This is a genomic window from Aeromonas dhakensis, from assembly GCF_002285935.1.
In the GTDB taxonomy this organism is placed as follows: domain Bacteria; phylum Pseudomonadota; class Gammaproteobacteria; order Enterobacterales; family Aeromonadaceae; genus Aeromonas; species Aeromonas dhakensis.
This window is the reverse complement of the sequence record NZ_CP023141.1, coordinates 2,171,234-2,190,137: the sequence shown is the minus strand read 5'-3', so window position 1 is coordinate 2,190,137 and position 18,904 is coordinate 2,171,234. Positions and strand designations below refer to the sequence as shown.

The 18,904-nt window shown below is 63.2% G+C and carries 16 protein-coding genes; 8 read left to right on the top strand and 8 right to left on the bottom strand.

The window, feature by feature from the left end; all coding sequences use genetic code 11:
- Positions 1-187: 187 nt before the first annotated feature.
- Both rcsF and CK627_RS10625 read left to right on the top strand, forming a co-directional pair.
- Complete coding sequence (gene rcsF / locus CK627_RS10630) at positions 188-559, top strand: Rcs stress response system protein RcsF (protein WP_010633326.1); 372 nt, start codon at positions 188-190, stop codon at positions 557-559.
- 22 nt (positions 560-581) lie between these two features.
- On the top strand, positions 582-974 hold the full coding sequence (locus tag CK627_RS10625) for a DUF488 domain-containing protein (RefSeq protein ID WP_017781992.1): 393 nt from the start codon (positions 582-584) through the stop codon (positions 972-974).
- A gap of 70 nt (positions 975-1,044) precedes the next feature.
- Here CK627_RS10625 and CK627_RS10620 read toward each other — a convergent pair whose 3' ends face one another.
- Positions 1,045-2,025, bottom strand: a complete 981-nt coding sequence (locus tag CK627_RS10620; RefSeq protein WP_095592305.1) for an NAD-dependent epimerase/dehydratase family protein — start codon at positions 2,023-2,025, stop codon at positions 1,045-1,047.
- A gap of 225 nt (positions 2,026-2,250) precedes the next feature.
- Between CK627_RS10620 and tsaA the strand changes: the two genes are divergently transcribed.
- Complete coding sequence (gene tsaA / locus CK627_RS10615; protein WP_095592304.1) at positions 2,251-2,958, top strand: tRNA (N6-threonylcarbamoyladenosine(37)-N6)-methyltransferase TrmO; 708 nt, start codon at positions 2,251-2,253, stop codon at positions 2,956-2,958.
- 39 nt (positions 2,959-2,997) lie between these two features.
- Here tsaA and CK627_RS10610 read toward each other — a convergent pair whose 3' ends face one another.
- The 4 genes from CK627_RS10610 to CK627_RS10595 are packed head-to-tail and all read right to left on the bottom strand — an operon-like array spanning position 2,998 to position 7,680.
- Positions 2,998-4,443 carry an HD domain-containing phosphohydrolase gene (locus CK627_RS10610; protein WP_095592303.1) on the bottom strand — a complete coding sequence of 482 codons (1,446 nt, stop codon included), beginning with the start codon at positions 4,441-4,443 and terminating at the stop codon, positions 2,998-3,000.
- A gap of 50 nt (positions 4,444-4,493) precedes the next feature.
- Positions 4,494-5,615 (bottom strand): beta-ketoacyl-ACP synthase III, encoded by a 1,122-nt coding sequence (locus CK627_RS10605; RefSeq protein ID WP_095592302.1) that lies wholly within the window; start codon positions 5,613-5,615, stop codon positions 4,494-4,496.
- Positions 5,616-5,670: 55 nt separating this feature from the next.
- A complete protein-coding gene (locus CK627_RS10600; RefSeq protein ID WP_095592301.1) occupies positions 5,671-6,834 on the bottom strand; it encodes a vWA domain-containing protein in 1,164 nt (387 codons plus the stop codon).
- A 3-nt stretch (positions 6,835-6,837) separates the two neighbouring features.
- Positions 6,838-7,680, bottom strand: a complete 843-nt coding sequence (locus CK627_RS10595; protein WP_095592300.1) for an AAA family ATPase — start codon at positions 7,678-7,680, stop codon at positions 6,838-6,840.
- 167 nt (positions 7,681-7,847) lie between these two features.
- Between CK627_RS10595 and cysK the strand changes: the two genes are divergently transcribed.
- The 4 genes from cysK (at position 7,848) to crr (ending at position 11,841) form a co-directional block, all read left to right on the top strand.
- Positions 7,848-8,816 carry a cysteine synthase A gene (gene cysK / locus CK627_RS10590; RefSeq protein WP_005303122.1) on the top strand — a complete coding sequence of 323 codons (969 nt, stop codon included), beginning with the start codon at positions 7,848-7,850 and terminating at the stop codon, positions 8,814-8,816.
- Positions 8,817-9,258: 442 nt separating this feature from the next.
- Positions 9,259-9,516, top strand: coding sequence for an HPr family phosphocarrier protein (locus tag CK627_RS10585; RefSeq protein ID WP_005303128.1), 258 nt, complete (start codon positions 9,259-9,261; stop codon positions 9,514-9,516).
- A gap of 44 nt (positions 9,517-9,560) precedes the next feature.
- Positions 9,561-11,288, top strand: coding sequence for a phosphoenolpyruvate-protein phosphotransferase PtsI (gene ptsI / locus CK627_RS10580; protein WP_005303130.1), 1,728 nt, complete (start codon positions 9,561-9,563; stop codon positions 11,286-11,288).
- Between the two features lie 43 nt (positions 11,289-11,331).
- Entirely contained in the window at positions 11,332-11,841 is a 510-nt protein-coding gene (crr, locus tag CK627_RS10575; RefSeq protein WP_005303134.1) for a PTS glucose transporter subunit IIA, read from the top strand.
- 78 nt (positions 11,842-11,919) lie between these two features.
- Here the strand turns inward: crr and CK627_RS10570 are convergent, their stop codons facing one another.
- Positions 11,920-12,882, bottom strand: coding sequence for a GGDEF domain-containing protein (locus CK627_RS10570; protein WP_167385315.1), 963 nt, complete (start codon positions 12,880-12,882; stop codon positions 11,920-11,922).
- 340 nt (positions 12,883-13,222) lie between these two features.
- Between CK627_RS10570 and CK627_RS10565 the strand changes: the two genes are divergently transcribed.
- Entirely contained in the window at positions 13,223-13,768 is a 546-nt protein-coding gene (locus CK627_RS10565) for a cytochrome b (protein WP_010633316.1), read from the top strand.
- A gap of 83 nt (positions 13,769-13,851) precedes the next feature.
- Here CK627_RS10565 and CK627_RS10560 read toward each other — a convergent pair whose 3' ends face one another.
- Both CK627_RS10560 and CK627_RS10555 read right to left on the bottom strand, forming a co-directional pair.
- Complete coding sequence (locus CK627_RS10560) at positions 13,852-17,607, bottom strand: AAA family ATPase (RefSeq protein ID WP_095592298.1); 3,756 nt, start codon at positions 17,605-17,607, stop codon at positions 13,852-13,854.
- Positions 17,604-18,830: an exonuclease SbcCD subunit D C-terminal domain-containing protein gene (locus tag CK627_RS10555; protein WP_095592297.1), complete on the bottom strand. Its 1,227-nt coding sequence runs from the start codon at positions 18,828-18,830 to the stop codon at positions 17,604-17,606. The genes CK627_RS10560 and CK627_RS10555 overlap by 4 nt, the downstream gene beginning before the upstream one ends.
- Between the last annotated feature and the right edge of the window lie 74 nt (positions 18,831-18,904).

The window sequence follows — 18,904 nt, the reverse complement described above, 5'->3', positions numbered from 1 at the left end:
GCGGCGTGAAGCCGCACAGGCAACACACGGCCGGATCCTTGTCACACCCCGTCCATACGGCTAAAAATGGGGCTGGTCGCCACCGTCGACTGGCCCCTATAATGGCTCCTTCGCTATTCCACAAGATGCCGACATGGAGCGCCTGCGCCTTGCTACTGTCCTCATCACCGACACAAGATACGAGACGATGAAACGCCTGATCCTGATGATGCCCCTGATTGCCTCCGGCTGCGCCGACTTTGCCTTCAACAGCAATCTGGACAAAGAGAACTTCGACGAGTACTTCAAGCCGGGCAGCGTTCAGATCTATGAACAGGGCCAGCTGGCCGATCTCAACTACCTCTACCTCGGTACCGTCGAAGGAGAGTCCTGCCAGAGCGATGCCAAGCAGCCGATCCCCAACGCCGGTGAGGCCCGTACCCTGGCCCGCCGCCGCGTGGCCGACATGGGCGGCAACGGCGTCACCTTCGACAAGTGCGCCGAATTCAGCGATACCCCGGGCTGCCTGAAACAGGTGATCTGCTACGGTCAGGCGCTGAAAGTCGCCACCGAGAAATAAGCGTCAACTGCAAGGAGCCTGCATGGCACTGGCCATCGTTCGCCTCGGCACACCCCGCCTGCCCGACGAGGGGCTGCGGATCGGCACAGTGCGCCGCCCGCCCCGCGGCGTGCCCAAAACCGAGTTTGCCAGCCAGGATTGGTACGACGTCTGGTTCCCCAATCTCGCCCCCAGCAACGACACCATGAAGCTGGGCCAGGCTGCCGAGACGCCCGCCCAGTGGAGCGCCTTCTGCAAACAGTACAAGGCCGAGCTGGCCACTCCCGCCGCCAGGCACGATCTGGCGCTGCTGGCCGCCCTCTCCCACACCACCAACCTGTCGGTGGGCTGTTACTGCGAGCAGGAGTCCCGCTGTCATCGCGCCATCTTGCGCGAGCTGCTGGCCGCCGCCGGCGCCGCCATGCGCGCCGAGTAACGCCGCTCACATCAGACAGAAAAGGGCATCTCTCGATGCCCTTTTGCTTTGCTGCCACACTTGCCGGCCTCTAGCGGACCAGCTGACGCAACCGCGCCTCCTGCTCGGCTGTGATGCCGGCGGCCACCACGGCGTCCGGCGCACCGGCCAGCCATTCGGCCACATCCGCCACCGTCTCCTCCAGCGGCCGAAAGTTGAGGCCCTGCACGATGGCCGCCTCGGCGCTGATGCGGCCATAACCGGCATACTCGGGCTGCGCATTGGGCAACAGGGTCGGATAGCTCTGCCAGGGCTCCACCCCGGCGGCCAGCAGCGCGGGCCAGGGCGCCCATTCGGGCAGGATCGCAGTGGCGGGGGCCAGCCTGGCGGCCAGGCGATCCACCCAGTCGCTCAGCGCGATGCCCGGCTTGACCAGGTTGAAGATGCCGCTCAATTGCTGCTCGGCGGCCCGCAGCACGAATTCGGCGCAGTCGCGCACGTCCAGATATTGCAACCGATCTTCCCCCAGCCCCGGCAGCAGCCAGGGGCCGCCTCGCTGCACCCGCGTGATCCACCAGGCCAGCCGACCGGTGGGATCATGGGGGCCGCACAAGACGCCCGGGCGCAAGATGCAGAGCCGCTCGCCCCAGCGGGCACGATAGGTCGCCTCGCACAACACCTTGAGGGGACCGTAATCTTCCGGCAGCTCCCCCTCGGCCATCTCGTGCAGCGGCGCCGACTCGTCCTGCCCGGGTTGGGCGAAGTCGCGATAGACACTGATGGTGGAGATGAAGATCAGCCGCTCGCAGCGCCCGAGCAGGGCGGCCGACAGGCTCGCCGCCTGTTCGGGACGATAGCAGCAGGTATCGATGGCCAGATCCCAGCTTCCCTGATGGCGATGCAGCGGGGTCAGGTCCCGATCCCGGTCCCCCTGCAGCTGGGTGAGCTCGCGCCAGTCCGGATGCTGGCGACGGCCGCGATTGAACAAGGTCACCTCGTGGCCCCAGTCCAGCGCCAGTGAGGCGAGATGGCGACCCAGAAATCCGGTGCCGCCGATGATCAGCAGTTTCATCCCTGTCTCTCCTGTGCGGCGCGGCCCATCCTCGATGGCCACGCCGGTTGTGCCGGCCCGCCCTGCCGACGGACCTTTCACTCTTCCTGCGCCCACCCTACGCAAGTTGGCGGCGTGATACAGCCTTCGGGCGGCCGGGATGGGAGCAAGATCACGGCAAGCGGGTACGCCTGCGTTTTAAGGGCTGCTGTGCTACATTGCCGGGGTTTTCAGTCAGGATCCGCCATGAAGTTCGAAATCGACACCCTGGGTATCATCCGCTCTCCCTACAAGGAGAAGTTCGCCATCCCGCGCCAGCCCGGTCTGGTCAAATCGGCCCGCGCCCACCTCGAGCTACTGCCCCCCTACGATCAGCCGGACGTGCTGCGCGGCATCGAGCAGTTTTCCCACCTCTGGCTCAGCTTCGTGTTTCACCAGACCATGGAGCATGGCTGGCACCCGACGGTGCGCCCGCCGCGCCTGGGCGGCAACGAGCGGGTCGGGGTATTCGCCACCCGCTCCACCTTTCGTCCCAACCCCCTCGGCCTCTCGGTGGTCGAGCTGCACGGGGTCGGCCGTGCGCGCGGCAAACTCTGGCTCGAACTGGGGGCGGTGGATCTGCTCGATGGCACCCCCATCGTCGACATCAAGCCCTATGTTCCCTATGCCGACAGCCTGCCGGATGCCCGCGGCGGTTTCGCCCCCGACGCCCCCACCCCGCCGCTGGCGGTGAGTTTCAGCCCAGAGGCAGAACTGCAGCTGCAACCCTGGCTCAAGGCCCACCCCGAACTGCACCTGCTGGTGAGCGAAGTGCTGGCCCAGGATCCCCGCCCCGCCTACAAGAAGGGCAAGCCGGATGACAAGGAGTACGGCGTCAGGCTGTTTGACTGCAACGTGCACTTTCGCATCAGCGAGCCCAACTGCCTGGTGCTCGCCATCGAGCCGGCCCAGTGAGCCAGCCATAAAAAAACCACCCGTTCGGGTGGTTTTTTGTCAGTCGTGATCCTTGTGCCTGAGGGCAATCTGGCGAAATTCCTCCTCGCAGGCAAGGAAGGCGTCGACGATGGCCGGATCGAAATGGCGGCCACGCCCCTCCACTATGATGGTTCTGGCCTGCTCATGGCTGAAGGCGGGCTTGTAGACCCGTTTCGAGATGAGGGCGTCGTAGACATCCGCCAGCGCCATCAGCCGCCCCGACAAGGGGATCGCTTCCCCCGCCAGCCCAGCCGGATAGCCGCTGCCATCCCACTTCTCGTGGTGAGTGAGGGAGATCTCCCGCGCCAGCCGCAGGAAGGAGTTGGAGCCGAGCTGGGCTTCGGCGCTCGCCAGCGCATCGGCGCCAATCTGGGGGTGGCGCTTCATGATGGCGAACTCCTCGTCCGTCAGCTTGCCCGGCTTGAGCAGGATGGCATCGGGAATGCCCACCTTGCCCACGTCGTGCAGCGGCGCCGACTTGAACAGCAGATCGATGGTGGCATCGTCCAGCGGATAGCGCTCCCAGTCGCTGCGGCTCAGCTGCTCCGCCAGCACCTTGACGTAGAACTGGGTGCGGATGATATGGGCGCCGGTCTCGTTGTCGCGGGTCTCCGCCAGCGAGGCGAGCCCCAGGATGGCCACGTCCCGGGTCAGGTTGAGCTCGTCCTGGCGCGCCTTCAGCTCACCGATCATCTGGTTGGTGCCGGCGGCAATCAGGCCGAACTCATCGTCCCGGATCACCGGCACCCGCGCCTCCAGATCGCCGCACTGCACCTGCGCCATGGCGCGAGTCTGATGCATCAGGGAGAGGGTCAGGTTGCGACCATAGCCGCGAATGATGAGCCAGAGATAACCGAAGGTCACCACCATCACGAAGGCGATCTCCAGCAAGATGTAGTGCTGGGCATCGAGCCGCGGCAGGCTCTTGTCCACTGTGACCAGCCACTCCAGATCCTTGTTGAACAGCAGGAAGAACACAGCACCAAGCAGGGTCAGGGTGGTGAAGGCGAACAGGGAGAACTTGCGGGAAACCGGCATGGCCAGCGGCTGGTTCAGCACCAGACAGGCCTGATGCTCCCGCAGCTTGGCACGCTGCCAGTCCCGCTGCAGCGAGAGATCCGCCGCCACCAGAAAGCCCAGGGTGCTCATTCCCAGCAGGATCTTGAGGTGGCTCTCCAGCGGAAAATCATACCGGATGCCGTTGTAGCCAGAGAGCAGCAAGGCCCCCAGCAGGTAGAAGCCCACCTCCAGCCCGAAGCCTCCCAGCCCCTGACCGGACAGCGTCACCTTGCGCAGCAGCTGATCGCGCAGGACAAACATGATGCCAAAGGTCACCAGCGCGGGCCCCAGCAGCTGGGGCAGCGTCAGGCTCTCCAGGAATGGGCAGACCTGCAGCCCGTAAAGACAAAACAGTGACAGCGTCACCCCGTAGTGAAGGGCGCAGCGCCCCGTGATCCTCTGCATGATTCCACCCAAACCTTATCGTCATGACGGCGGGGAGATGACCCCGCCCCTCACAGGCGCCGCAACAGCAGGCTCCCGATCGAATAGCCGGCGCCAAACGAGCAGAGCACGCCGCGGGCCCCCGCGGGAAGGTCGCGATTGTACAGATGGAACGCGATAATGGAACCCGCCGAGCTGGTGTTGCCGTAGCTGTCGAGGATTACCGGCGCCTCCTGCTGGCTGGCATCGTGGCCGAGCAGCTTGCGGGCGATGAACTGGTTCATGGTGAGGTTGGCCTGATGGAGCCAGAGCCGGCTCAGGGAATCCGCCGCCCAGCCCTGCTCATCGAGCTGGCCGGCGATCTGGTCGCACACCAGCGGCAGCACCTCCTTGAACACCTTGCGCCCCTGCTGACGGAACAGCTTGTCGTCACCGTAACGGGTGCGCGGGCTGAGCCGGTTTAAAAAGCCGAAGTTGTTGCGGATGTTGTTGGAGTACTGGGTCACCAGCTTGCTGGCCACCAGTTGCCAGGGGTTGGCCACCAGGCAATCGGCCTCCCGCTCCAGCAGCACGGCGGTGCAGGCGTCGCCGAAGATGAAGTGGCTGTCTCTGTCGCGAAAATTGAGGTGGCCCGAGCAGATCTCCGGATTGACCACCAGCGCGAGTCGGGCGGTACCAGCCGCCAGCATGTCTGCCGCCGTCTTGATGCCGAAGGTGGCGGAGGAGCAGGCCACGTTCATGTCAAAGGCCATGCCGCCCGCCCCCAGATAGTGCTGCAGTTCGATGGAGAGGGCTGGATAGGGGCGCGGCATGTTGGAGGCGGCCACTATCACCAGATCTATTTCCCCCGGCTCGCGACCGGCGGCGATCAGCGCCTGCTCAGCGGCGGCCACCGCCATCTCCACCATGATGGAGGGCTTGTCATCGGGTCGCTCCGCCAGCAATGGCTGCATGATGTCGGGATCCAGCACCCCCTCCTTGCTCACCAGATAACGGCTCTTGATGCCGGAGGCCTTCTCGATGAATTCGCTGCTCGAATGCTGTTTGGCGGGCAGCTGGCCGGCGTCGATGGCGGAGGCGTTCTCCTCGTTGTAGAGATCCACGTACTGGTTGAAGGCGGCCACCAGCGCTTCGTTGCTGACGGCAAAGGGAGGGGTATAGAGGCCTGAGCCACTGATCACGATAGAGGTCATCTTTGCTCCTCGCCGGGTTCACTCCCGGCTTGTTGGTCTGTTCGGGTAGAGAGGGTCACAGCTGGTCGATGGCCGCAGCCAGACCCGCCAGAGTCAGCGGGTGCATGCGCCCGCCGATCAATTCGTTCATCAACTTGATGGAGGGGTGCCAGAGCCACTCCCGCCGCGGGGTGGGATTGATCCACACCAGCTTGGGAAAATGCTGCTGCAGGCGGGCCAGCCACACCTGACCGGCCTCCTCGTTCCAATATTCGACGCTGCCGCCAGGCCAGGTGATCTCGTAGGGGCCCATGGTGGCATCCCCCACCAGGATCACCTTGTAGTCGCTGCCGTAGGTGCGCAGCAGGCGCAGGGTGTCGAAGCGCTCCTCGTGCCGGCGGGCGTTGTCTCGCCAGACAAAGTCGTAGAGACAGTTGTGAAAATAGAAGTACTCCAGGTGTTTGAACTCGTGGCGCAAGGCAGAAAAGAGCCGCTGCACCTCGGCCACGTGGGCATCCATGGAGCCTCCCACGTCGAAGAAGACCAGCAGCTTGACCCCGTTGTGGCGCTCGGGTCTGAGCTTCACATCGAGCCAGCCCTGCCTGGCCGTGCTCCGGATGGTGTCATCGAGATCCAGCTCGTCCGGGCTGCCCTGGCGCACCCAGCGCCTGAGTTTGCGCAGCGCCAGCTGGATGGCCCGTTGCCCCAGCGGGGAATCGTCGCTGAAGTTGCGATAATGGCGCGCCTCCCACACCTTGACCGCCTTGCCATGCTGGCCCTCTCCCCCCATGCGGATCCCTTCCGGGTGAAAACCGCCGTGGCCGAACGGGCTGCTGCCACCGGTGCCGACCCACTTGTTGCCGCCGGCGTGACGCTCCTTCTGCTCGTTCAAGCGCTGGTTGAGGGTCGCCAGCAGCTGATCCAGCCCGCCAAGGGATTTGAGCAACGCCTTCTCCTCGGCGCTCAACAGCCGCTCGAACTCCTTGCGCAGCCACTCATCGGGCAGGCTCTCCGGCAGCAGGGGGATGGCGGCCAGCCCTTCGTAATACTCGGCGAAGGCGCGATCGAAGCGATCGTAGTGAGCCTCGTCTTTTACCAGCAGACAGCGGGCAAGCTGGTAGAACGCCTCCATGTCGAGGCTGGCCAGCCGGGCTGCCAGCGCCCCATGCAAGTCCAGCAGCTCGCGCAGGCTGCAGGGGAGCTGGTGGCGACGCAGGTGGGTAAAAAAGTCGATCAGCATGGGTCAGCTGCCGCGTCTGGCCAGAAAAGCGAGCTTCTCAAAGAGATGCAGGTCCTGCTCGGTCTTGAGCAGGGCACCGTAGAGGGCGGGTACCAGCTTGCCTGGCTCGCGGGCGCGCATCGCCTCGGGGGCGATGTCGTCGGCCAACAGCAGCCGGATCCAGTCCAAGAGTTCCGAGGTGGAGGGTTTCTTGCGCAGCCCCTCTACTTCCCGCAGCTCGAAGAAGAGATCCATCGCCTCGCCGAGCAGGCTCTCCTTGAGGTCGGGGTAGTGAAGTTTGACGATGGCCTGCATCTCGGCCTTGTCGGGGAAGCGGATGTAGTGGAAGAAGCAGCGGCGCAGGAAGGCATCCGGCAGCTCTTTTTCATTGTTGGAGGTGATGATGACCACTGGGCGCTGGCGGGCCTTGACCCGCTCGCCGGTCTCGTAGACATCGAACTCCATCCGATCGAGCTCCTGCAGCAGATCGTTGGGGAACTCGATGTCCGCCTTGTCGATTTCATCGATGAGCAGCACCGGGCGCTGGTCGGCGGTGAACGCCAGCCACAGCTTGCCGCGGCGGATGTAGTGGCCTATCTCCCCCACCCTGGGGTCGCCGAGCTGGGAGTCCCGCAGCCGGGCTACCGCATCGTACTCATAGAGCCCCTGCTGGGCCTTGGTGGTGGATTTGATGTGCCAGGCGATAAGCTCGGTACCCAGATGGCGGGCCACCGCTTCGGCCAGCTCAGTCTTGCCCGTACCGGGTTCACCCTTGATGAGCAACGGCTTCTCCAGCACGATGGCGGCATTGACCGCCATCTTGAGCGCCTCTGAGGCGAGATAGCGATCGCTTCCTGCAAATCCCATAACGTCCATTCCTTTGACGACGAGAGACCTTTTCGCGAGGGAGGTCTCAATAAGAAAGAATAAGCTCTATATCTTGTAATAACATATTGTTATAACAAATCGTCACTTCTCATTCAGAAACCACAGGGTAATCTTGTTTCATCGCCGTAACAAACAGGGATAGCACCATGAGCAAAATTTTTGAGGACAACAGCCAGACCATAGGTCACACCCCTCTGGTTCGTCTCAACCGTGTTACCAAGGGCCGCGTGCTGGCCAAGATTGAGAGCCGAAACCCGAGCTTCAGCGTCAAGTGCCGTATCGGCGCCAACCTGATCTGGGATGCCGAGAAGCGCGGCGTTCTGACCAAGGGCAAGGAGATCATCGAACCCACCAGCGGCAACACGGGTATTGCTCTGGCCTTCGTGGCCGCCGCCCGTGGCTATCCCATCACATTGACCATGCCGGCCACCATGAGCCTGGAGCGCCGCAAGCTGCTCAAGGCGCTCGGTGCCAACCTGGTGCTGACCGAAGGGCCGCTCGGCATGAAGGGCGCCATTGCCAAGGCCAACGAGATCCTCGAGTCCGAGCCCGGCAAATACGTGCTGCTGCAACAGTTTGAAAACCCGGCCAACCCGGAAATCCACGAGAAGACCACTGGTCCCGAGATCTGGGATGCCACCGATGGTGACGTGGATGTGTTCGTGGCCGGCGTCGGTACCGGCGGCACCATTACCGGTGTCTCCCGCTACCTGAAACAGACCAAGGGCAAGGCGGTGGTCTCCGTTGCCGTCGAACCGAGCGAATCGCCGGTGATCAGCCAGCGTCTGGCCGGTCTTGAAATCAAACCGGGCCCCCACAAGATCCAGGGCATAGGTGCCGGCTTCATCCCGGGCAACCTGGATCTCACCCTGCTGGACCGTGTCGAGCAGGTAAGCAGCGATGACGCCATCGAAATGGCGCGCCGCCTGATGGAAGAGGAGGGCATTCTGGCCGGCATCAGCTCAGGTGCCGCCGTGGTGGCCGCAGCTCGCCTCGCCGAGCTGCCGGAATTTGAAGGCAAGACCATAGTGGTCATCTTGCCGAGCGCTGCCGAGCGCTACCTCTCCAGCGCCCTGTTTGCCGGGGTGTTCAGCGAACAAGAGCTGCAGCAATAAGTGATCGGATTATTTCAAAACAACGGCGCTCCCAGGAGCGCCGTTTCTTTATGGGCTAGACTGAGCACTTGGCAGCGCCAGTCGACCCCTTATTTTTCGGGGTAAAATAACAAGCAAAGCAGTGACGAAAAAAGCAGACATTCTGTGATAAATCTCATATCCTGTGCCGCGTCACGAGGTGTTTGCCGACTAGGTATCACAAAGTAACAAAGTGTTATTTTTCGTTATAAAATAATTTCAGGCCAGCATTGACGCGGCTTGTAGCGCGATAACGGAAAAGAGTTGAGGCAGACACCGAATACTGCACAGAAAATTGACCTGGATTAAACCATTGCAGGTCTGATTTCGTTACTTTACAACATATCCATACTGACACGGTGCGAGAAGGAAGCGTCAAAAGCATCCCTCACACCAAAAAATATCAATAATATGGGGTGAAACCATGTACGAGAAGTCTGTTGTTATTACTGCTGAAAACGGCCTGCACACCCGTCCGGCAGCTCAGTTCGTGAAAGAAGCCAAAGAATTCCAAAGCGAGATCACTGTGGTCTCCGGTGGCAAATCCGCCAGCGCCAAGAGCCTGTTCAAGCTGCAGACCCTGGGCCTGACCAAAGGCACCAACGTGACCATCCAGGCCGACGGCCCGGACGCTCAGAAAGCCGTTGAGAAGCTGGTTGCCCTGATGGACGAGCTGGAGTAATCCAGCTTTATTCCTCCCCCACAGTCGTTTTAATAGGAAGGATTATGATATCTGGCATTCTTGCGTCCCCCGGTATCGCATTCGGCAAGGCGCTTCTTCTGAAAGAAGATGAAATCGTTATCAATCAGGGCAAAATCGCTGCCGAACAGATTGATGCCGAAATCAACCGCTTCCTCGAAGCCCGCACCAAGTCAGCCGCACAGCTGGAAGCCATCAAAGAGATGGCCGGTCGCACCTTCGGTGAAGAAAAAGAGGCCATCTTCGAAGGCCACATCATGCTGCTCGAAGATGAAGAGCTGGAAGGGGATATCAGATCCTTCATCAAAGACAACAAGGCCACCGCTGACAAGGCCATCTACGAGGTCATCGAGCAGTACGCCAAGATGATGGCCGAGCTGGATGACCCCTATCTGCGCGAGCGCGCCACCGACTTCCGTGACATCGGCACCCGTCTGGTCAAGAACGTACTGGGCATCGCCGTTGTCAACCTGAGCACCATCGACGAAGAGGTGATCCTGGTTGCCAAAGACCTGACCCCGTCCGAAACCGCTCAGATCAACCTGAAATACGTGCTGGGTTTCGTCACCGACATCGGTGGCCGTACTTCCCACACCTCCATCATGGCCCGCTCCCTGGAGCTGCCGGCCATCGTGGGCACCAACGACATCACCGAGCGCGTCAAGAATGGTGACGTGCTGGTGCTGGACGCGATCAACAACCAGATCGTCCTCAACCCGACTGCCGAACAGCTGGCCAAGTTCAAAGAGATCCAGGCCCAGTTCCAGGCCGAAAAAGACGAGCTGGCCAAGCTGAAAGATCTGCCCGCCATCACCCTGGATGGCCATCAGGTCGAAGTGTGCGCCAACATCGGTACCGTCAAGGATACCGAGGGTGCCATCCGCAACGGCGCCGAAGGCGTGGGTCTGTACCGTACCGAGTTCCTGTTCATGGACCGTGACGCGCTGCCGACCGAAGACGAGCAGTTCAAAGCCTACAAAGAAGTGGCCGAAGCGATGCCGGATCAGCCGATCATCGTGCGCACCATGGACATCGGCGGCGACAAAGAACTGCCCTACATGAATTTCCCGAAAGAGATGAACCCCTTCCTGGGCTGGCGTGCCGTGCGGATCTTCTTCGATCGCGCCGACATCATGCACGCCCAGCTGCGGGCCATCCTGCGTGCGTCTGCCTTCGGCAAACTGCGCATCATGTTCCCGATGATCATCTCCGTCGAAGAGTTCCGCAGTCTAAAGGCCACCGTAGAGACGCTGAAAGCCGAACTGCGTGCCGAAGGCAAAGCCTTTGATGAATCCATCGAAGTGGGTATCATGATCGAGACCCCGGCTGCTGCCGTGATGGCTCATCATCTGGCCAAGGAAGTGGATTTCTTCAGTATCGGTACCAACGACCTGACCCAGTACACCCTGGCCGTCGACCGTGGTAACGAGATGATTTCCGCCATGTACAACCCGCTGTCACCCTCCGTCCTGACGCTGATCAAGATGGTTATCGATGCATCCCACGCCGAAGGCAAGTGGACCGGTATGTGTGGTGAACTGGCTGGTGACGAGCGTGCCACCCTGCTGCTGCTGGGTATGGGTCTGGATGAGTTCTCCATGAGCGCCATCTCTGTACCGCGTATCAAGAAGCTTATCCGCAACACCAACTTCGAAGATGTGAAGGCCATGGCTGATCAAGCGCTGAGCTTTGCCACCGCCGCCGAAATCGAAGCCTGTGTAGATAACTTTATTAAGCAGAAGGCAGTCTGCTAAGATCGGCTGCAAACAGCGACAATCATCTCTAGGAGCTTTTACTATGGGTCTGTTTGATAAACTGAAGAAACTGGTTTCCGATGACAGCTCTGATACCGGCGGCATCGAAATTTTTGCCCCGCTGTCAGGCGAAATCGTACCGATCGAAGATGTGCCCGACGTGGTCTTCGCCGAGAAGATCGTCGGTGACGGCATCGCCATCAAGCCGGCCGGCAACAAGATGGTTGCTCCGTGCGACGGCACCATCGGCAAGATCTTCGAGACCAACCACGCGTTCTCGCTGGAATCCGACTCTGGTATCGAGCTGTTCGTTCACTTCGGTATCGACACCGTTGAGCTGAAAGGCGAAGGCTTCAAGCGCATCGCCCAGGAAGGTCAACAGGTCAAGCGCGGTGACACCATCATCGAGTTCGATCTGGCCGTTCTGGAAGCCAAAGCCAAATCTACCCTGACTCCGGTGGTCATCTCCAACATGGACGAGATCAAAGAGCTGGTGAAGATGACGGGTGCCGTGACCGTGGGCGAGACCCCGGTGATCCGCATCAAGAAATAAGGCTGCATGGGCCGATCGCCCATCGCTGACACAAAAAACCGAAGCCCAGGCTTCGGTTTTTTTATGGGCGCCTTCCAGCTACTCCTTGCCGAAGACCACCTGGTTGCGCCCGTTGCTCTTGGCCTGATAGAGCGCCTTGTCAGCCACCTGCAGCAGGTTGTCGCTGCTCTGGCCCTCGCTTCGGGTGGCACAGCCCAGGCTCATCGTCAGGGAGAAGCTCTGCCCCTCCCACGTGACCACATGGCCGACAAACTGCCGACGCAACTGCTCGGCCCGCTCGATCACAAGCTCAGCATCCACCCCGGGCAGGATCAGCAAGAACTCCTCTCCGCCCCAGCGGGCCAGGTGCTCCCCGGCTCTCAGCTGGCCGGTCATGATGCGGGCTACCTCGCACAGCGCCGCATCCCCGGCGGGATGCCCGTAGCGATCATTGATCTGCTTGAAGTGATCGATGTCGCCCAGGATCACCGAGAAGGGTTCTCCCTGCAGCCAGAGCGCCTGCAGTTGCTGGCCTGCGGCTCGCCGGTTGCCAAGCTCGGTCAGCGGATCGGTGCAGGAGATCCGGCTCACCTCCTCTATCATGCAGTGCAGATCGTGAATGTCGCGCAGGGTCACTATGTGCCAGCCCGGCATGGCATCGGCTTTCAACTGGGCCGTGATGGTAAACCAGCGCTGCTGGCCGTTCTTGCAGTAAAGCAGGGCATTCATCTCGGCCACCGCAGCCCCGCTTGCCAGGCTGCTCATCACCGCCTGGTTCCAACGCGAGATGGCCAGCGCCCGGCTCTCCTCGTCGCGATAGACGGTGGCAAACCAGCTGGCCATGTCGGGCAGATCCGTCAGGTCGTAACCCAGTTGCGTCACGAAAGCCCGGTTCACGAACCTGTGATGGCGGGCGGGGATCTCCGACAGCCGGGTGGGGATGCTGTCCAGCGTCTCGCTGCAGGCCGATTCCGAGATCAGGATAGGAAACGGGATCACGTCGAAGGAGCGAAACAGGATCTGCTGCAGCTCGGTCAGGATCACGGGATCTGTGATGGTCAAGGTAATTCCCTTCACCTGTTGAGGATTTTATTAAAGGTAAATGAGGGGAGAAGAGGGGTAAAGCCCTCATTGAACTGGGCTGGGTGCCCGGTTCCCGGCCGCAACACACCCTGCTCTGCGGCTTTGCATCAGCCGTTCGCCACCCTGACAGCCTCTCCTGGATGAGCGAAACCAGTTCTTCGACCGGCGCGCTGCCGGCCTGTTACAAATAACATGTTAAAAACACACAGAGATCAAGGTTTTGACACATCTTCGCAGTAACATGGAAAAAGTGGCCCGGAGGCAGGACGCCCGATGAGACCACCCGTGATGCAATGCAAGCCCCGAAAAGGATACGAACATGCTGAAAAATACCGAACAACGTTATGGCAGCCTGAGCATAGGGCTGCACTGGTTGACCCTGCTGCTGATGATCGCCGTCTATGCGCTGATGGAGTTCAGGGACATCTTCCCCAAAGGGTCGGTCGGCCGCGACCTGATGAAGGAGTTTCACTTCATGGTGGGTCTGCTGATCCTGGCGCTGGTGGTGGTGCGTCTGCTGGTGCGTGCGAGCAGCCCCTCACCGCGCATCGTGCCCGAGCTCTCCCCCCTGATGCTCAAGCTGGCCAAGCTCGCCCACCTGGCGCTCTATGGCTTCCTGATCCTCACCCCGCTGCTGGGCTGGCTGCTGCTGAGCGCGGGCGGCAAGCCCATCCCCTTCTTCGGCCTTGAGCTTCCCGCCCTCATCGCCCCCAACGACGGCCTGAAGGGCACCATCAAGGAGCTGCACGAGACGCTGGCCAACATTGGCTATGCCCTGATTGCCCTGCATGCGGCGGCATCCATCTACCACCACCACGTACTCAAGGACAACACCCTGACCAATATGCTGCCCGAGCGCAAATAGCCAGCGAGACGGGTTGCACACCAACAAGAAGGCCCCTTTGACAGGGGCCTTCTTGTTCATGAATGGTCATGGATAACGCGCTGTCATCCAGGCAGCACCACCCGGCTTTCGCCGCCGCCGAGGGCCTCCACCCTCACCTGCACACCGATCCGCTCCACCAGGGTCTGCACGTGGGAGATGACCCCGATCTGGCGGCCGGCCGCCTGCAGGGAGTCCAGGCTTGAGAGCGCCAGATCCAGGCTGTCGGGATCGAGCGTGCCGAAGCCCTCGTCGATAAAAAGCGATTCGACCTGGGTCTGGCGCGACGACAGGCTGGAGAGGGCCAGCGCCAGCGCCAGCGACACCAGGAAGCTCTCGCCGCCGGAGAGGGAGTCTACCGAGCGCACCTCGTCCCCCATGTCGAGATCCACCACCTGCAGCGCCAGATCGGTGCCGGGCACCCGCTCCAGTCGATAGCGAGGGGAGAGCTCGGCAAGCTGGGCGTTGGCCTCCAGCAGCAACCGCTCCAGGGTGAGGCTCTGGGCGAAGGTTCGCAACTTGGCACCGCTGGCCGAGCCGATAAGATCGGAGAGTCGCCGCCAGTGATCCGCCACCGCCTGCTGGGCGGCCAGCTCCTCCTGCAGGGTGCCCGCCTTGAGGGCAGCCGCCTCGGCCTGGGCCAGCGTGCTCTTGCACTGGAACAGCTGCTCGTCGAGGGCGCGGCAGTGTGCCTCCAGCGCCGTCAGCCGGCTGTCGAGCTCCTCTGGCGCCAGTGCAGCCAGCTCGGGGTGATGCTCGCGATAACGATCCCGCTTGCTCTCCTCCAGCGCCAGCGCCCGCTGCCGCTCGGTCAAACGGGTACGCGCCTCGGCGCGGGCATCCTCCAGCGCCTGCAAGGCGGCGCGGCGCGCCTTGAGCTCATCCGGACTCATGGCCAGCAGGCGGCGCAGGTCATATTCGGCGATGCCGAGGCTGCTGGCGTGGGCAGCCCAGCGCCCCAGCACCTCCCGCCGCCGCCGGCTGCTCACCTGCTTCTCCTGCTCCAGATGGCTGAGACGGGCCTTGAGCTCGGTCTGGCGCTCACGCAGGGCGCGGGCCGCCCCCTGCATCGCCTCCAGCTCGCTGGCCAGCTGCTGCAGCCGCTGCTGCCAGCGATGCTCGACCAGGGCAATCTCCTCGCCCCCCAGGCAAGTGGCGCGGCTGGTGACCAGCCCCTGCCGTTGCTGTTCATGCTCCTTGTAGTCGCGCTCGAGCTTGTGCAGCAGCTCACGCTGGGTCTGCAGGCGCGCCTCCTGGGCGCTCAGGGCCGGGGTGAGGCTGGCAATCTCGCCGGCCAGCCGCTCCCACTCGCTCTGGCCGTGCAGCCAAGCCTCGCAGGCCCGCTGCCACTCGTGCCACTGCTGGCTGCCCAGCCACTGGCGCCAGGGCTGGCCCCCCATCTGTTCGTCGAGCCGGCTGCCCCCCTGCGCGAGGCGCTGGCGCAGGGTCGCCTCCTGCTCGCCCATGGCCTTCACCTCCCCCTCCAGAGCGATGCGCTGGCGGTCGGCCTCCTGCCACTGCTGCTCGAACTGCTGGTGCTGGCTGGCCAGCTGGCTCAACTGCTGGCGCACGGACTGCAACTGCTGCTGCCCCTGCTGAGCCTCACGTAGCTGCTGCTGGCTGCGGGCCAGCCCCTGCTCCAGGCTCTGGCCACGGCCCAGCAGGATGCTCATCAGCTCGTTCCACTCAATTGGGCTCTGACGCAGCGGCAACGGATGGCCGAGCAGGGTATCGCCTCCCAGCTGCTGCCAACGCAAGGTCAGCTGCTCGGCACGGGTCTCCAGCTCCGGCAGATGTTGCTGGCGCACCGCCAGCTGACGGGCCAGCTCCTGGCGCTCGCTCTCGCACTGAATGTATTGGTGATTGAGCCGCTCCCACTCGAGCTCGAGGCCGCGGGCGCGCTCCGCCAGCTGGCCCAGAATGCCCGCCACCTGTGGTTGGCTCTGGTGATAGGGGTGCTCCTCGGCACCGCACAGCGGGCAAGGTTCACCGTCGCGCAAGATGTGGCGATGCTGCTCGAAACTGGCGATGGCGCGGGACTGCTCCAGCGCGTGGCGCGCCTCGTCCCGCTGCAGGGCGAGCCGCTCACGGGCCGGCGCCAGCTCGTCGCCGAGAATGGCCAGCTTGCCGAGCGCCTGCTCCAGCTGGGCTATCTCCTGCTGCAGGCGACCATGCTGCTCGCCGTGATTGCGGCCATAGTCGGCCAGCTCCAGCAGCTGGCGCAGCTGGCCCAGCTGTTCGGTCTGCTGCTGCCACTGCTCCTGCACCTTGGCCAGGCGTCCCTCCCACTGCTGCTCCTGCAGCTCGTGCTGTTGCTGCTGCAGCCGCTCCTGCTCGCGCTGCCAGTAGTCGCGCTCCTGCTGCCCTTGCTCCAGCTGGTGCTGCAACTGCCTGAGGGCGCGCAGCTTGTGCTCACGCAGGGTAAGGAGCTGCTGCAGCCTGCCGGCATCTTCGGCCCAATCCTGCATGGCGGTGAGCAGGGGCTGCCATTGGCGGGCCACCGGCGCCAGCTCCTTGTGCTCTTCAAGCCAAGCGCCCCACTGCTGGTGCTGGGCCTTGAGCTGCTCCACCTGCTGGCGCTGCTGGTGCCAGCCCTGCTCCAGGGTGAGCTGCACCTCCCGCTCCTGCGTTCCCTCCTGCTGGATCTTCTGCAGTTGCTGCTGCTTTTCCCGAATGCGGGTGTCGAGCTCCTGCGCCCGCTTGAGCTCGGGCTGCAGGGCGCCCCACTCGCGCTCGGCGGCGATCTTCTCCGCCAGCAGCTGCTGCTCGGTGAGGGCGCTCTGCTGGGTCTGCTCCTCCAGCTTGCCAAGTTCGGGGCCGAGCTCGGCCAGCAGTTTCTCCTGCTGCTGCACCTCCAGGGTGAGGCGAGCCAGCTCGTCGTGATCGGCGCGGGCCACCTGGGCCTGCTCGGCGCGGGCAAACTCCTCGCGCTCGGGGGCGGCCGCACCGTGGGCCACCTCTGCGGCGGCAAGGGCCGCCTCCCCCTCCTCACAGGCCTGCAACTGGGCGGCGATGCGGCCGTTGAGGTCGCGCAAGTCCTGCATCAGTTGCTGTTGTTGCTGCTCGTGTTTGAGGCTGGTGGCGAGGCTTATCTGCTGGCTCACCCACTGCTCGCGGGTCGCCTCGTCCATCAGCGCCACGTCGCCGAGCCGCTGGCGGATGGCGGCCAGTTGCTGCTGCTCCTCCCGCGCCCGCTCATGGGTCTGGATCGAAATGGCGGAGTAGAGCTCGGTGCCGGTCATCCGTTCGAGCAGGGCCGAACGCTCGTCGGCGCTCGATTTGAGGAAGGCGGCAAACTCCCCCTGCGGCAGGATGACGGCGCGGCGAAACTGCTCCCAGGAGAGCCCCACCAGCTCGTCGATGCGATCCTGCAGCTCCCGCTTGCTGCCACTGAACACCTGGCCCGACGCCACGTCGGTCAGGCTGCGCTCCTGGGCCTGAAAGCGCCCCTCGGCGCGGTTGCGGGCCCGGCGCACAGCCCAGCGGGCCAGCCAGACACGGCCGTCGCAGCCGCGAAACTGCACCTCGGCAAAACCGCTGGCGTGGCCACGGCTGAGGATGCCGCGCACGTCGTTGGCCTTGAGCTTCTCCTCGTCATCCATGCGACCCACTTCGGCCACGTTCTTGCGATTGGCAATGAAGCGCGGCATCTCGTCGTAGAGCGCCAGACAGATGGCATCGAGCAGGGTGCTCTTGCCGGCGCCAGTATTGCCGGTGATGGCAAACAGGCCGGCGGACCCCAGGGCGCCACCGGCAAAATCGATGGTGAATTGACCAGTCAGGCTGGCGAGGTTCTCCCCTGACAGCGACAAGATTTTCATGCATTGGCCTCCTTCACCTGCTCCAGGATCTCTTCAAACGACGCCACCAGCTCAGCCTCCGGCTCTCCGTCAAACTGACGCTGATAGCAGAGACGAAACACTTCTGTGGGGGAAAGCTCATCGAGCCGGCGCTGGCCGGCGCCGTCCGCCAGCCCCTGCCCCGAGCCCTGATAGCTGGTCGTGATGCGGGCCAGGCGCACCGGCTTGTCGGCGATGGCGGCCAGCACGCGCTCGCGGATGCGGGCCTCGGGTTTGGGCAGCAGCAGCCGTACCTCGAGGAAGGGCTGCGCCTGCTGCGGGCAAGCGGGCAGGTCCAGCGCCTCGATGGCCTTGAGCGCCTCGTCGAGGCCGCTCTGGGGCAGCCGGATCATCTCCACCGCGCGGGGCACCGGGATCCGCTCAAGACGGGCCAGCTTGCCCCCCTCAAACGTCACCTCCAGCACCTGATGGTTGTAGTTCGCCTCGGCCAGGGAGAGCGGCAGCGGCGAGCCGCTGTAGTGCACCCCCTCGGCCGGACTCTGGGCCAGGTGCAGATGACCCAGCGCCGTGTAGTCGGCGGCGGCAAACAGCTCGGCGGGCAGGGCATGCTGATTGCCGCCGAGCACCCGCCGCTCGGAGAGCTCTGAGAGCTGGCCCGCCGCCAGATAGGCGTGGCCCATGGCGATGAGGGCCTGATCCGGATTGCAGCGCGCCCGCCCCTCGCTCAGCACCGCCTCATAAACCTGGCGTACCCCTTCGATGAGTCTGTCCTGCCCCTCGCTGAGCCCTTCCGGGCGCAGATCGCTGCTGCGCAGAAACGGCACGGCAGCGCACCAGGCGGCCACCTCGCCATCCTTGCCTCGCAGCGGCACCAGCAGACGCTCGGTCTCGAGGCGCCCCTCGTCGTCCCGGCTGATGCTGCCCACCAGATGCAGATCGAAGGCGCGCAGCAGCTCGTGGGGAGCATCCAGCTTGGAGGGGGAGTCGTGGTTGCCGCCGATGAGCACCATCTCCAGTGCCGGGTGCTCGGCGCGCAGCCTGGCCAGAAAACGGTAGAGCTGCTGCCAGGCGCTGGCGGGGGGATTGGCGGTGTCGAACAGATCGCCCGCCACCAGCAGGGCGTCGATGTCACGGCGCTTGATGGTGTCGGCCAGCCAGTCGAGAAAGGCATCGTGTTCAAAACGGCGATCATGGCCATGGAGTTGGTGGCCAAGGTGCCAGTCGGCGGTATGCAGGATCTTCATGAAAAAACGGCTCGTATGGAGGTGGTGCCAGCAGCACCCGATGCAGACAAGATGAGGATATGCCTCCCTTTTTT

Excerpts from the sequence above, each read along its gene's own strand:
- ptsI (WP_005303130.1), top strand. The coding sequence starts at position 9,561 with ATGATATCTGGCATTCTTGCGTCCCCCGGTATCGCATTCGGCAAGGCG.
- CK627_RS10605 (WP_095592302.1), bottom strand. The coding sequence starts at position 5,615 with ATGACCTCTATCGTGATCAGTGGCTCAGGCCTCTATACCCCTCCCTTT.
- CK627_RS10625 (WP_017781992.1), top strand. The coding sequence starts at position 582 with ATGGCACTGGCCATCGTTCGCCTCGGCACACCCCGCCTGCCCGACGAG.
- CK627_RS10565 (WP_010633316.1), top strand. The coding sequence starts at position 13,223 with ATGCTGAAAAATACCGAACAACGTTATGGCAGCCTGAGCATAGGGCTG.
- CK627_RS10600 (WP_095592301.1), bottom strand. The coding sequence starts at position 6,834 with ATGCTGATCGACTTTTTTACCCACCTGCGTCGCCACCAGCTCCCCTGC.
- CK627_RS10620 (WP_095592305.1), bottom strand. The coding sequence starts at position 2,025 with ATGAAACTGCTGATCATCGGCGGCACCGGATTTCTGGGTCGCCATCTC.
- crr (WP_005303134.1), top strand. The coding sequence starts at position 11,332 with ATGGGTCTGTTTGATAAACTGAAGAAACTGGTTTCCGATGACAGCTCT.
- cysK (WP_005303122.1), top strand. The coding sequence starts at position 7,848 with ATGAGCAAAATTTTTGAGGACAACAGCCAGACCATAGGTCACACCCCT.
- CK627_RS10595 (WP_095592300.1), bottom strand. The coding sequence starts at position 7,680 with ATGGGATTTGCAGGAAGCGATCGCTATCTCGCCTCAGAGGCGCTCAAG.
- rcsF (WP_010633326.1), top strand. The coding sequence starts at position 188 with ATGAAACGCCTGATCCTGATGATGCCCCTGATTGCCTCCGGCTGCGCC.
- CK627_RS10610 (WP_095592303.1), bottom strand. The coding sequence starts at position 4,443 with ATGCAGAGGATCACGGGGCGCTGCGCCCTTCACTACGGGGTGACGCTG.
- CK627_RS10585 (WP_005303128.1), top strand. The coding sequence starts at position 9,259 with ATGTACGAGAAGTCTGTTGTTATTACTGCTGAAAACGGCCTGCACACC.
- CK627_RS10555 (WP_095592297.1), bottom strand. The coding sequence starts at position 18,830 with ATGAAGATCCTGCATACCGCCGACTGGCACCTTGGCCACCAACTCCAT.
- tsaA (WP_095592304.1), top strand. The coding sequence starts at position 2,251 with ATGAAGTTCGAAATCGACACCCTGGGTATCATCCGCTCTCCCTACAAG.
- CK627_RS10560 (WP_095592298.1), bottom strand. The coding sequence starts at position 17,607 with ATGAAAATCTTGTCGCTGTCAGGGGAGAACCTCGCCAGCCTGACTGGT.